This window comes from Clostridium sp., assembly GCF_034179595.1.
GTDB lineage: Bacteria > Bacillota > Clostridia > Clostridiales > Clostridiaceae > Clostridium.
The window spans coordinates 1-14,414 of sequence record NZ_JAXFPT010000014.1 but is presented as its reverse complement, the minus strand read 5'-3'; the positions used below and the strand labels follow the sequence as shown (position 1 = coordinate 14,414).

The following is a 14,414-nucleotide window of genomic DNA, read 5'->3' as shown; positions in this document are numbered from 1 at the left end:
CAGTACTTTATTTTTATTAAGTAATAGGTTAAACTAAAGTGATATGGAAAAGAACAAATGGTTAAATTTATAGGAGAGATGTAAATGAAAAAGATAGAAGTTCTAGCACCTGCTGGAAGTATGGAAAGTTTATATGCTGCAATTAATAATGGTGCAGATGCTATATATTTAGGTGGGGATAAGTTTTCAGCAAGAGCTTATGCTTCAAATTTTAATAATGAAGAAATGAAAAAAGCAGTAGATTATGCACATAGTTATGGCGTTAAAGTATATGTAACTATGAATACTTTATTAAAAGAAGAGGAATTACCTAAAGCTTTAAAATATGCAGGGTATCTTTATGAAATAGGTGTAGATGCTCTTTTAGTTCAAGATTTAGGATTATTTAAAATAATAAAAGAAAAATATAGTGATTTTGAAATTCATGCCTCAACACAAATGACTGTTCATAATGGAGAAGCTGCTATGTATTTTAAAGAAAAAGGCTTCCATAGAATAGTATTATCAAGAGAATTGACATTTCAAGAAATAAGACATATATCAACTGATTTAAATATAGAAACTGAAATGTTTGTGCATGGAGCACTTTGTGTATGCTACTCAGGACAATGCCTTATGAGTTCTATGATAGGTGGTAGAAGTGGTAATAGAGGAAGATGTGCACAGCCTTGTAGAATGGAATATACATTAAAATCACAAAAAGGTGGAGAAAAGAAAGGGTATCTTTTATCAACAAAAGATATGTGTGCTGTAGAAGATGTAAAAAGCATTATAGACACTGGTGTATATTCATTAAAAATAGAAGGAAGAATGAAAAAGCCAGAATATGTAGCTGGTGTAGTTAGAAATTATAGAAAAGCAGTAGATAAAGAATTATATAATGAAGAGTTTGATAATAAAAAAGGTAAAAAGGAATTACTTCAATTATTTAATAGAGAAGGTTTTTCAAAAGCATATTTAAATAAAAATGTTGGGAAAGATATGATGAGCTATAATTTCCCTAAAAATACTGGTGTTTTACTTGGAAAAGTATTAGATAATGGACAAATTTTATTAGAAGAAAATATTGGCCTAGGAGATGGGGTTAGAATAAAAGATGGAGGTTTTACAGTTAGTAAAATCATAAAAAATAAAGATGAAGTAAAATCTGCTAAAAAAGGAGATAAGGTAAAATTATTCCCTACAGGATATAAAGTAGGAGATTATATATATAAAATGTCTGATAAAAACCTAACTTTGGAATTAAGTGAAGGAGTAAAACCTTATGGCAGAAAAATTGAATTAAAAGGATATGTTAATTTTAAAGTGGATGAAGAAATAAAAATTGGAGTTTTATTTAAAGATAATTATTATGAAGTTTCAGGAAGCAAGGTTGAAAAAGCTTCAAATAAACCTTTAGATAAAGAAAGAATAGAAAAAGCTTTATTTAAATCAGGGGAATATCCATATAAATTTAATGAAATAGAATTTATATCATTTGAAGATGGTTTTATTAGAATTGGAGAACTTAATGAATTAAGAAGAGAATTATTTGACAAGATAATAAAATCTGAATGTGCAAAGTATAGAAGAAAAAGACATGATAGTGAAAAAATTTCTATGACAAGTGATAGAGAAAGTAAAAATATAGATGTATTACCTAAAGTAATATTAAAAGATCAATTTGAAGAAATTAAAGATGAATTTGAGTATATAGCAGTAGATGTATTTAGTAGACATAAAAATGCTTTAAGAATAAGTGATGTTAAAAAATATGGAGAAAAGTATAATTTAATACTTAAAACACCTAATATAATAAAGAGTGAATTTGATAAAATCATAAATATAATAGAAGAATGTAAACCATATATAAAAGGTATACTTACATCTAATATTGGAATAGTAAATAAGTATAAGAATGAACTTCTTATAGTTGGAGATTATAAGTTAAATATCTTCAATAAAGAAGCGTTAGAATTTTATAGTGAAGATTTAGATATATTACCTATAAGTGAAGAACTTAATAGAAAAGAAATGAAAGCTTCATTAAAAGGATTTAAAGGAAATGTTTCTAAAACTATATATGGAAAAACAGAATTAATGGTTAGTGAATATTGCCCAATAGGAAGTACATTTGGCGAAAAAGATAGCAACAAAGAATGTAATAGAGCATGTGAAAGAGATACATTTACATTAGTAGATAGAATGAATGAAAAGTTTAATGTTATGACAGACATATTCTGTAGAAGTCACCTATTAAATTCTCTGCCAACAAATTTAATAGAAGAAATAGATGATTTAAAAGATATGGGAATTAAATGCTTAAGAATTGATTTTACTGATGAAAGCAAAGAAGAAGTAAGAGAAATAATAAATGAACTTAATGGGAAAAGTTTAGTTGATAATAAAAATTATACAAAAGGCCATTATAGAAGAGGTGTAGAATAGAAGATGAATGAAAGAACATTTAGAGTCTTAGAATTTCAAAAAATAAAAGAAAATCTAAAGAAATATTCAAAAACACAAGGCGGAAAAAAGCTTATAGATAAATTGATGCCATATGAAACAAAATATGAGATGGAAATTGCTCTTAAAGAAACAAAAGAAGCTTTAGATATGTTAGTTACAAAGGGAGCTCCTCCATTTGAAGGATTATATGATGTAAGCGAAGGAATTGATAGAGCTAGTAAAGGTGGAGTTTTATCATGCATGCAACTTCTACATATAGGAAGTATGTTAAAATGTGCAAGAAATTTTAAAAAGTATACTGAAAGAGATGAAGCTGAGGTTGCTTTTGAAAGAATAGAAGATTTAGCTTATATTTTAGAACCTTTAAAAGGTCTTGAAGAAGAAATTGAAAGATCTATTGTATCAGAAGAAGAGGTAAGTGATAGAGCATCAGCTACTCTTAGAAGCATAAGAAGAAGTTTAAAAGAAAAAAATTCTTCTGTAAGAGAGAGAATAAATAGCATAGTTAGAAGTTATTCAAAATACTTACAAGAAAATTTATATACAATGAGAGGGGATAGATATGTTCTTCCTGTTAAAGTTGAATATAAAGGTCAAGTTCCTGGTATAGTTCACGACCAAAGCTCAACTGGAGCAACATTATTTATAGAACCTATGAGTTTAGTTAATTTAAATAATGAAATAAAAGAGCTTATGTTAAAGGAAAAAGCTGAAATTGAAAGAATATTAGCAGACCTTTCAAATAAGGTTTCAAATAATGTTGATGTTTGTAAAAGCAATAACAAGATATTAGGAGAACTTGATTTTATATTCTCAAAAGGAGCTTATGCATCAAGCATAGATGGAACTTATCCAACTGTAAGCGATGATGGAAGTTTTAATATGATTTCAGCAAGACATCCTTTAATAGATCCAAAGAGTGTAGTATCTTCAGATATATATCTAGAGAAAGGATATAATGTAATAATGATTACAGGACCTAATACTGGTGGTAAAACAGTAACTTTAAAAACAGTTGGACTTGTACATTTAATGGGGATGTGTGGTCTTTTAATACCAGCAAAAGAAGGCTCTAAGATAGCGTTTTATAATGAAATTTTTGCAGATATTGGTGATGAACAAAGCATAGAACAATCACTTTCAACATTCTCATCTCATATGACTAATATTGTTGATATAATGAGTAAGGCAACTAGAGAATCATTAATATTATTTGATGAACTTGGCGCAGGTACTGATCCTACAGAAGGAGCAGCACTTGCAGCAGCTATAATTGATAATTTAAAAGCTAGAGGAAGTAAAATTATAGCTACAACACACTATAGTGAACTTAAAGGGTATGCATTAAGAACAGAAGATGTTGAAAATGCTTCAGTTGAATTTGATGTAAAAACTTTAAAGCCAACATATAGACTTTTAATTGGTGTACCAGGTAAATCAAATGCTTTTGAAATATCTAAAAGATTAGGACTTAGCGAAAGCGTAATAAAAGAAGCTAAAGAATTTATAGCTGAAGACAATCTTCAATTTGAAGATCTTATAAGAGAACTTCAAGAAAAGAGTATAATAGCAAAAAGAGATGCAAGAGAAGCTATCTTAGCTAAAGAAGATGCTTTAAAGCTTAAGAAAAAATATGAAGAAAAACTTCAAAAGTTAGAAAAGGCAAGAGATAAAGCATATATGGATGCTAGAAAAGAAGCTAAGGATATAATAGCTGATGCAAAAGAAGAAGCAGATGAAATACTAAAAGCTATGAGAGAGCTTGAAAAGATGGGTATTTCAGGTGGTGGAAGAAGTAGACTTGAAGAAGAGAGAAGAAAGTTAAAAGAAAGCTTAGAAAGTAAAGAAAATGCACTTTATACTCAAAAAGAACAAAAAGGTAAGAGTATAGATAAGATTAAATTAGGAATGGAAGCATATCTTCCATCATTAAATCAAAACGTGGTTGTTATATCAATGCCAGATAGTAAAGGTGAAGTATTAGTTGAAGCTGGAATAATGAAGATAAGTGTTAAAGCTAAAGATTTAAGAGCCTTAGAAAAGCAAACTACAAATAAAAAAGAAAAGAAGAGAAGAGAAGTTAAGTTAAACTTAAGCAATGTAGAAAGCAGAATAGATTTAAGAGGTATGGACTCTGAAGAAGCTTGCTTTAGAGCAGATAAGTATTTAGATGATGCTTATATGGCAAACTTAGGTGAAGTAACTATTGTTCATGGTAAAGGAACTGGAGTTCTTAGAAAAGCAATAAATGATATGCTAAAAAGACATCCGCATGTTAAAAGCTATAGACTAGGAGTTTATGGTGAAGGTGGAGATGGAGTTACTGTAGTTGTTTTAAAATAAGTAAAGATATTTAATATTTGTTCATAAATATACAAAAAAGATAAGATTATTTCTTAAAAATAAGCTTATCTTTTTAAGTTTATATATCCTATTTTAGGCATAAAAACTAAAATAAGATATAATACGACAAATTATAAGCGTTTACATTAATTATTTTAAAAAATTCATGAAATATTCTTTATTTTTTTTATTTTGTAACTTATAATAATTATATGTTTTATTTATAATAATGGGAAATAGAAACAGGAGAGATAATATGATACAAAAAGATTCATACATACTAGTTATAGGGGCGTCAATTGTTGATATACTAGGTTTTACTAGAAACATATATAAAAGCAAGGATTCAAATCCTGGTAATATCAAAATTTCTCTTGGGGGAGTTTGTAGAAATATTTCAGAAAATCTTGCAAGAGTAGGAGTAAATACTAAGTTTATATCAATAATAGGAGATGATGAGAACGGCAGAAATATCTTATCACATTCAAAGATGGTAGGATATGATATGGAAGAATCATTAATTCTTGAAGGTGGTTGTACTCCAACTTATATGGCAATCTTAGACCATACTGGGGATATGGTATCAGCGGTTGTAGATATGGAAAGCTTAGATGAAATGGATGCTGACTTTATCGATTCAAAAAAAGAAATAATATATGATGCAGAGTATACAATTCTTGATGCAGATGATGCAGAACTTTTAGAACATATACTTACTACATATTATGGAAAAACAAAATTTGTTTTAGATCCAGTATCAGCAGCTAAGGCAGAAAAGATAAAGCATTTAATTAAATATTTCCATACTATAAAGCCAAACAGATATGAAGCAGAAATACTTTGGGGTTCTAAAATAGAAAATGATGAAGACTTAAGAGAAGCAGGTAGATATTTCTTATCTTTAGGAGTTAAAAATGTATTCATTAGTTTAGATTCTGATGGCATATATTATTTAAATGACAAAGAAGAAGGTAAGATAAAAGCTAAAGATGTAGTTGTAAAAAATACTACAGGAGCAGGTGATTCATTTGTCGCTGGTGTAGGATATGGTTATATGAATAATTTATGTTTAAGAGAGACAGTAAAATATGCAATTGCAATGTCAACTATAACAATTTCTCATGAGGATACTATAAATCCTAAGATGAGCGGAGAATATGTTGAATTATACTTAAATAAAATAGATTGGGAAGAAGTTACATATTAGAAATTAAGACTAAAGATTAAATCTTTAGTCTTTTTCTGTGTTAAAGAAAGGAGAATATTTTTATGATGATAATTAGTGCATGTCTTTGTGGATGTGATTGTAAATATAATGGAAAAAATAATAAAAATGAAAGTTGTGTTGAATTATTAAAGAGAGGAAAAGCAGTTTTAGTTTGTCCAGAACAATTAGGGGGAATGACAACTCCAAGAGTGCCTTCAGAAATTTTAAAAAATGACGGAAAGATTTCAGTTATAAGTAAAGAAGGAAAAGATGTCAGTAAAGAGTTTAAAAAGGGAGCTAAAGAGGCACTTAAAATTGCTAAATTAGTAGATGCAAAGGTTGCAATATTAAAAAATGGCAGTCCTTCTTGTGGAAGTAAAAATATATATGATGGAACTTTTTCAGATAATAAAATAAAGGGTGAAGGAATAACTGCAAAATTATTTGTGGAAAATGGAATAGAAGTATTTTCAGAAGATGAAGCTCATAAATTTTTATTGTAAGGTTAAGATATTTACATTAACTCTAAATACTAACATTAGAAAATGATGAATAAAAGTATTTATTTTTAGGCATAATTAAAAAGAATTTTTAATTAAGATAGGAGATATTTTTATGGGTGAACTAAAAATAAATGAAAGATGCAAAGTTAATAATAGTGGAAGAAAAACTAGAGCAAAGGGATTAGTACCTGGCGTTATATATGGAAAAGGAATAAATAATTTCATGTTTGAAGTCGGTTCTTTAGAACTTGGAAGAGAAATTTCAAATTCAGGAGAACATGGAATTTTAAATGTTAATTTTAATGGAGAGCATAAAAATGCTTTAATAAAAGAAGTTCAAAGAGAACCAATTAATCATAGAGTTGTTCATTTAGATTTAGAACTTTTAGAAGAAAACGAACAAATAGAAACTTCTATTCCTATACAATATGTAGGTGAAGGATATCTAAATAAAAAGGGTGCTGTACTTCAAAAAGAAAAAGATTCTGTTAAGGTATGTTGTGATTCAAAAAAATTACCTAAATCTATAAAATTTGATGTATCTAATGGAGTAGATGGCTCAGTATATAGATTATGTGATTTAGAAATTGCTGGAGAAATAGAAGTATTAGATAAATTAGATACTGTAATTGCAGCTGTAGCAAATGAAAGAAAATTAACTTCTGATTTAATGGAAGAAGAACAAGCAAAACTTTCAGAAAATAAAGATAAGAAATAATATTTTAAAAGAAAAGAGTAAATTAAAAACTCTTTTCTTTTTTGCTTAAATATCTATTGATGTTGAATTATCTAAGCTTAGTGTGTTAAAATCTATATTTGATAATAGTTTATCTTTTGTTTTAAATCATAAAAGAACTACTAACTTTATACGAGACGTGAATATTTTTATAGGCGGTGCAAACATATGGATTATAAATCATTATTTAAAGAAAAACTTAGTAAACTTTTATTTTTAGAAATAAATCAAGAAGGTTTTAAAAAGTCAGTAAATATACCAGAGTATATTTCTTTTAAGAATAAAGAATTATTTTTACCAATAAGTTCAGAATATATAACAAGCAATATACAAGATAAGATTAAAATAGAAAATCTTCCTATATATTATTTTATAGAAGGTATGCTTTTAACATTAGGAGCAGATAAAAATATAAGCTTTAGTGATGATTATAAATTATTACTTATGCAAATTCCAGAAAGTGAAGAATGTGCAAAGAGCTTAGTTGCAAAAAGAGTTAAAGAAGAACGTTTAGAAGATGCTTATCTTATATTAAAGGGACTTCTTGAAGTTTTTGAAAATGAAGAATATATGAAAAAATTACTTTTAATAGGTATAAGTATTAGAGAAAAAGATAGTGGTTTTGAAGAAATCCTATTAGAAGATATAGATCAAGCTAAAATTTTATTTAATAAGATGAAAGAACCATATCTTTATAAAGGTATAATTTTAAAAGATAAAACTGATTATGCAGGGGCTAAGGTTGAAATTAATGAGTATTTAAGAAGAGGTGGAGAACAAACTCCAGAAATAGAAATGCTTATGAATGATATAGAAAATGTAACAACTTACGAAAAGGCTGTAAGTCTTGTTGATGAAGAGCCAGAAAAGTCAATAGGATTGTTCTTATCATTATTAGATAAGTTCCAAGAAAATCCTTTAATATATTATTATTTAGGTTTATGTTATAGAAAAGTAGGACAATTTGAAAAAGCAATTTATTATTTACTTGAAAGCTTAAGAATTGAAAGTGGTATACTTGAAGTTGTTAATGAATTAGGATTAAATTATGCATGCATAGGAAACTATGAAGAAGCTATAAAATACTTTAAAAAAGCTTTTGAAGCTTCAAGAGAAGTTGAAATATGTACTAATATAATAATGTGTTATATTAATTTAGGAAACTTAGAAGATGCAAAATTACATCTAAAAATTGCTAAGCAACTAAATAAAGATGATGAAATTGTACAAAAGATTGAAAAATTAATAAGTAAAAAAGAAAATAAATAAGTTTTTATTAGAAGGTTTAATTTATAAGCCTTCTAATTTTTTTATTAAAAGATAGAACTTAAGGCTATAAGATGTTATAATCTAATTCAATATTATTTTTTAGGAGTGTTAAATACATGCTATTTAAAAACTATAAAATCGAAGAATTCTTAAATGATTTATCTTCAAGTTCACCATCACCTGGAGGTGGAAGTAGCGCAGCATTTGTAGCTGCAATTGCAGGAGCTTTAAACAATATGGTGTATTCATTAACAATAAATAAAAAATCGTTTGAACCTTTAAGTAAAGAAAATAAAGAGAAAATGATATCTTTTGAAAAAGAATGCAAAGAATTTATAAAAAAGTGTATTGAATTAATGGAAGAAGATAGAGCTTCTTTTAATAAGGTTATGGATTCTTATAAATTACCTAAAAATACAGATGAAGAAAAAGAATATAGAAAACAAAAAATTAAGGAAAAAACATATGGTGCTATGATGTGTCCATTAAATCTTTGTAGAGAATGTATTAAATTTTATGAAAATATAGAATTTGCAATAAAGTATGGAAATAAAATGCTTGTATCAGATGCTGGAGTAGCAGCAAGTTTATTACATTCAGTAATAGAAAGCTCAATTATAAATGTAAAGATAAATTTAAGCTCATTAAAGTCCGAAAGTTATTTTAATGAAGTAGAAGATGAGATAAAATCCTTACTTAAGGAATCTAATAGTAAAAAAGAAAATATACTCTATACTGTATATAATAATATATAAATAAAAGGTGCAAATTAATTTGCACCTTTTATTATCATTTGGTCTGGAAGTTCATCTAAAGTTTTAAATTCATATCCTTCATTTTTAAGATCTGTTAAAACTTCTTTTAATATTTTTGTATTAGTATCAGATACTGCATGAAGTAACATTATACATCCAGGGTGAACTCCATTTTTTATCTTTTGAACTGCATCTTTAGGTGATGGTTGATTGTCAACTAACCAGTCTCTATATGCAAAGCTCCAAAATATAGTTTTATAACCTAAATCTTTAGTTTTTTCTAGTGAAGCTTTTGAATATTTACCCATAGGTGGTCTAAAATATTTTGGCATATCCTTACCTATTAAATCTTTATATGCATCTTCAACTTCTTTAAACTCATTGTTAAACTTTTCTGTATCTTTAATAGAAGCCATAGATGGGTGGTGTGAAGTGTGATTACATACAAGATGGCCTTCAGCTTCCATTCTCTTTACAGTATCAGGTTCTGAAATTATATAAGGCTTAACAACAAAAAATGCTGCCTTTACATCAACTTCTTTAAGAATGTCTAAGATTTTTTCTGTATTTCCTTTTTCATATCCTTCATCAAATGTTAGATATATTTCTTTTTTTGAAGTATCACCTAAATAAAATGAAGATGTATCATTTAAAAATGTAGCTGATTCCTTAGGGGCTTCTGGAATAGTATCTTTGCCTCTATTTACAAAATACCAATTAAGCTCAGAGTTATCATTTGTAGTTTTAGCAAATACACTAATACATGAAAATAAGATACATATAAAAGATGAAAGCATTATTATTTTAAATAATTTTTTTTTCATAATAAACCTCCTAATAGTATTTAATATTATTATTAGAAGAATATTTAGAAATAAACATGGTAATATTTAAAGGAAATTGTCGTAACTCTTTAATAAGTTGAAAATTAACAATATGTAGAGTATAATTTATTGGTATAGTTTAAATTAGAAAGGAATGTACATAATGAAGTTAGGAATCGTAGGTTTACCAAACGTAGGTAAAAGTACTTTATTTAATGCAATAACAAAGGCAGGAGCAGAATCAGCAAACTATCCATTTTGTACTATAGAACCAAATGTTGGAGTAGTTAGCGTTCCAGATAAAAGATTAGATGTATTAGAAAAAATGTATGGTACTAAGAAAAAGGTATATACTTCAATAGAATTTTATGATATAGCTGGATTAGTTAAAGGAGCTTCAAAAGGAGAAGGATTAGGAAATAAATTCTTATCACATATAAGAGAAGTTTCAGCAATAGTTCACGTTGTAAGATGTTTTGATGATGGAAATGTAGTTCACGTTGAAGGTTCTGTAGATCCAATAAGAGATATAGAAACAATAAACTTAGAACTTATATTCTCAGACTTAGAAGTTTTAGAAAGAAGAATGGAAAAGGCAGTTAAACTTGTAAGATCAGGAGATAAAAATGCAAAGGCTGAATATGAAATAATGGAGAGAGTTAAATCTCACCTAGAAAACAACTTACCTGTAAGAACATTAGATTTAAATGAAGATGAAGAAGCTTTTGTAAAGAGCCTATTCTTAATAACTTCAAAGCCAGTATTATATGCATGTAATGTTTCAGAAGATGATGTTGTTAGCGGAGATCCTCATAATGAATACGTTAAAAAAGTAGAAGAATATGCTAAAAATGAAAATTCAGGAATAGTTATAGTAAGTGCTAAGATAGAAGAAGAACTTTCAGGTCTTGAAGATGAAGAAAAGCAAGAAATGCTTGGAGAATATGGACTTACAGAATCAGGATTAGATCAACTTATAAGAGAAGGATATAAGTTATTAGGTCTTATAAGTTATTTAACTGCTGGTGTACAAGAAGTAAGAGCTTGGACTATAAAACAAGGAACAAAAGCGCCACAAGCTGCAGGTAAGATTCACTCAGATATAGAAAGAGGATTCATAAGAGCTGAAATAGTAAGTTATGATGATTTAGTAGAATGTGGTTCAGAAGCAGCTGCTAAGGAAAAAGGTCTTTACAGATTAGAAGGTAAAGAATATGTTATGAAAGATGGAGATGTAGTAAACTTCAGATTCAATGTTTAATAAATAACTTAAAAAAAGGTGGATTTTATTCCACCTTTTTTTATTATAAAAAATTTAAATTTTAAAATATCTTAATTAATTTATTATAAATAGAGTGAAAAATTCTTGTATAATAAAATATGTAATATTAATAAAAGTAAAATAAAGGAAAAATAAAATAAAAAAAGAAGGAAAATAATAATTATAATAGAATAATATAAAATAAGTTTCCAAAAGTAATAAATAGTGGTTGAAAGTATACCTAAATAAATGTAAAGTATAATATAGGCGACTATATTTACATATTAGAATAATAGAGTGTCTATAATAAGAATTATTATTGTATATTATATCTTCATTATATTATTTTTAAAGATTTTGAAGATTAAGTTTACATAAGTTAATAAAGATAAGATATGAAGATTAGATAATATAGTAAAAAAACTTTAGAAAAATAAATACAATAAGTTTCTAATATTAGCTTAAAATTTAAAAAATAAGTTATTTTAGAAGATAAGATGAGGAGAAAACTATATGGAATTTAAACATGTTTCGGTGCTTTTAAATGAGTGTTTAGAAGGTTTAAACATTAAACCAGATGGAAAATATGTAGATTGTACTTTAGGTGGAGCTGGGCATTCATCACAAATCCTAAAAAGATTATCTAAAGATGGTTTACTAATTGGAATAGATCAAGATAAAGATGCATTAAAAGCTGCGGGAGAAAGACTAAAAAACTTTGAAAACAAGGTCTTAGTTCACAATAATTTTTATAACATAGGTGAGATTATTGATGATTTAAACGTTGGAAATGTAGATGGTATACTAATGGACCTTGGGGTTTCATCTTATCAATTAGATGAAGGAGAAAGAGGATTTAGCTATATGAAAGATGCACATCTTGATATGAGAATGAATAGAGAAAATGATTTTTCAGCATATGATGTTGTAAATACTTATAGTGAAGAAGAACTATATAAGGTTATAAAAGATTATGGCGAAGAAAAATTTGCAAAGAGAATAGCTTCATTTATAGTAGAAAAAAGAGAAAGCAAACCTATAGAAACTACTTTTGAGTTAGTTGACATAATAAAAAGTGCAATACCTGCAAAAGCTAGAAGAGAAGGACCACACCCTGCTAAGAGAACTTTCCAAGCTATAAGAATTGAAGTAAATGGAGAACTTAGAATCTTAAATAAGGCCATAGAAGATGGTGTTAATAGATTAAATAAAGGCGGAAGAATGGCGATTATAACATTCCATTCACTAGAAGATAGAATAGTTAAGTTAAAATTTAGAGATTTAGCTAATCCATGTACTTGTCCAAAGGAATTTCCTATATGTGTATGTGGAAAAGAACCATTAGTTAAATTAGTAAGTAGAAAAGCTATAGAACCGTCAAAAGAAGAAGTTTTAGAAAACCCTAGAAGTAGAAGTGCAAAGCTTAGAGTTATAGAAAAGTTATAAAAAATAAAGGTAAAGTAGAAAAGTATAATTATTATATTATTATGTTATAAATGTAAAGGGATGTGAATAAAGTGTTAGTAGAGGAATATGATTATGTACAAGGAAATACAGCTGTAAATCCTCAGAGAAAATATAATAATACAAAAAAAACTAAGAAAAACATAAATATTGATAAAAACAAAAAAAAGAAATTACTAAGACAAGAGAAAATTAGAAAAAGAAATGCAGCATTACAAATAGCATTAGTTATTTTTGTTCTTGGAGTTATAACTATATGGAGAGATAGTAAAGTTTATAGATTACAAACAGAAGTTGGAACTATAAATTCAGATATTAAAAAAGTTACTTCAGATAATGAGGCTTTAAAGGTTGAATTATTAAAGCATGCTTCTCTTAAAAATATCGAATCTAATGCTAAAAATAAATTAAAGATGATTTCCACAGTAGATGCTAAAAAGGTTAACATTGATTTATCAAAGGATTATCTTTCAGGATTAGGAAACGTAAATGGAAATAAGTAATTAATTATTTATTAAAGTAATGGATGCACTTAAAAACAAAGTGCATCCTAAGTGTTTTTAAGCTAATAATACGGAGGAATTAATGTGAAAAAAAGAGGCTTTACAGATAGGGCATTGTCTAGGAAGAGAATGGGAGTAGTTATTGGATTATTGACAGTGCTTTTAGCAGTTTTAGCAGTAAGATTATCTTATATAATGATTGTTAAAAGACAAGATTATGCAGCTAGAGCAGAAGAACAATGGACAAGTGAAGTTAAGATAGATGCAAGAAGAGGAAGAATCCTAGATAGAAATGGCGAAGAACTTGCAGTTTCTGCAAATGTCTATAGAATAGATTTTGACTTAAATTCTATAAGAGCTTATCTTAAAGACGATGCTAAAAAAAATAAAGATGATAAAACTAATGAAGATATTGCACCTAAGATAGCAGAAGCGGTTGGAATGAAAACAGAAGATGTTCTTAAAAAGCTTAATACAAAGCTTCCAAGTGGAGCTGATGCAGGTTCAGCTACACTGATTAGAAGAATTGAAAAAGAACAAGCTGATAAGGTAAAAGCTTTAGGTATAAATGGTGTTATAGTATCTGCAGATACTAAAAGATATTATCCAAATAAAAATTTTGCTGCACATCTTTTAGGTAGTACTAATATAGATGGACAAGGTTTAACAGGTATAGAACTTCAATATAATGATGAATTATCAGGTATACCTGGTATGAGAATTGCAGAATTAGATAGTAGAAGTAATGATTTACCTTATACTATTTCAAAATTCGTTTCACCAATTGAAGGTAAAGATATTACATTAACTATAGATGAACATATTCAGTTATTTGCAGAAAAAGCTGCAGAACAAGCTATTAAAGACAATAAAGCTAAAGCGGCATCAGTTCTTGTTATGGATCCTAAGACAGGAGAAGTTCTTGCAATGGCAAATAAGCCAGATTTTGATCCAAATGAACCATTTGAAGGTGCAGATGAATTTACAGGGAAAACTGAATATGATAAGGTTCAAAAAATGTGGAGAAATAGACTTGTAAATGATACGTTTGAGCCAGGTTCAATATTTAAGGTAATAACAGCTATAGCTGCTATGCAAGAA

Annotated in this window: 12 protein-coding genes; 11 read left to right on the top strand and 1 reads right to left on the bottom strand. The window is 27.5% G+C overall.

Features of this window, described 5'->3' with window-relative positions:
* Positions 1 to 84: 84 nt before the first annotated feature.
* The 7 genes from SPJ33_RS00975 (at position 85) to SPJ33_RS00945 (ending at position 9,261) form a co-directional block, all read left to right on the top strand.
* Positions 85 to 2,427 (top strand): U32 family peptidase, encoded by a 2,343-nt coding sequence (locus SPJ33_RS00975; protein WP_321116088.1) that lies wholly within the window; start codon positions 85 to 87, stop codon positions 2,425 to 2,427.
* Between the two features lie 3 nt (positions 2,428 to 2,430).
* Positions 2,431 to 4,791 carry an endonuclease MutS2 gene (locus SPJ33_RS00970; protein WP_321116087.1) on the top strand — a complete coding sequence of 787 codons (2,361 nt, stop codon included), beginning with the start codon at positions 2,431 to 2,433 and terminating at the stop codon, positions 4,789 to 4,791.
* 256 nt (positions 4,792 to 5,047) lie between these two features.
* A complete protein-coding gene (locus SPJ33_RS00965; RefSeq protein WP_321116086.1) occupies positions 5,048 to 5,998 on the top strand; it encodes a carbohydrate kinase family protein in 951 nt (316 codons plus the stop codon).
* Between the two features lie 62 nt (positions 5,999 to 6,060).
* Positions 6,061 to 6,501: a DUF523 domain-containing protein gene (locus tag SPJ33_RS00960; protein WP_321116085.1), complete on the top strand. Its 441-nt coding sequence runs from the start codon at positions 6,061 to 6,063 to the stop codon at positions 6,499 to 6,501.
* Between the two features lie 112 nt (positions 6,502 to 6,613).
* Complete coding sequence (locus SPJ33_RS00955) at positions 6,614 to 7,219, top strand: 50S ribosomal protein L25 (protein ID WP_321116084.1); 606 nt, start codon at positions 6,614 to 6,616, stop codon at positions 7,217 to 7,219.
* Between the two features lie 186 nt (positions 7,220 to 7,405).
* On the top strand, positions 7,406 to 8,506 hold the full coding sequence (locus SPJ33_RS00950) for a tetratricopeptide repeat protein (RefSeq protein WP_321116083.1): 1,101 nt from the start codon (positions 7,406 to 7,408) through the stop codon (positions 8,504 to 8,506).
* A gap of 116 nt (positions 8,507 to 8,622) precedes the next feature.
* Positions 8,623 to 9,261, top strand: coding sequence for a cyclodeaminase/cyclohydrolase family protein (locus SPJ33_RS00945; protein WP_321116082.1), 639 nt, complete (start codon positions 8,623 to 8,625; stop codon positions 9,259 to 9,261).
* A 14-nt stretch (positions 9,262 to 9,275) separates the two neighbouring features.
* On the opposite strand, the gene pdaA is transcribed toward SPJ33_RS00945, so the two are convergent.
* On the bottom strand, positions 9,276 to 10,085 hold the full coding sequence (gene pdaA / locus SPJ33_RS00940; RefSeq protein ID WP_321116081.1) for a delta-lactam-biosynthetic de-N-acetylase: 810 nt from the start codon (positions 10,083 to 10,085) through the stop codon (positions 9,276 to 9,278).
* Between the two features lie 163 nt (positions 10,086 to 10,248).
* On the opposite strand from pdaA, the gene ychF reads away from it, so the two are divergent.
* From ychF to SPJ33_RS00920, 4 genes are all read left to right on the top strand, one after another.
* Positions 10,249 to 11,346 (top strand): redox-regulated ATPase YchF, encoded by a 1,098-nt coding sequence (gene ychF, locus SPJ33_RS00935; RefSeq protein WP_321116080.1) that lies wholly within the window; start codon positions 10,249 to 10,251, stop codon positions 11,344 to 11,346.
* Between the two features lie 513 nt (positions 11,347 to 11,859).
* Positions 11,860 to 12,792 carry a 16S rRNA (cytosine(1402)-N(4))-methyltransferase RsmH gene (gene rsmH, locus SPJ33_RS00930; RefSeq protein WP_321116079.1) on the top strand — a complete coding sequence of 311 codons (933 nt, stop codon included), beginning with the start codon at positions 11,860 to 11,862 and terminating at the stop codon, positions 12,790 to 12,792.
* A 71-nt stretch (positions 12,793 to 12,863) separates the two neighbouring features.
* Positions 12,864 to 13,313: a cell division protein FtsL gene (locus SPJ33_RS00925; protein ID WP_321116078.1), complete on the top strand. Its 450-nt coding sequence runs from the start codon at positions 12,864 to 12,866 to the stop codon at positions 13,311 to 13,313.
* Positions 13,314 to 13,442: 129 nt separating this feature from the next.
* Positions 13,443 to 14,414, top strand: a 972-nt coding sequence (locus SPJ33_RS00920; protein WP_414627192.1) for a penicillin-binding transpeptidase domain-containing protein, incomplete at its 3' end; no start/stop codon positions are given.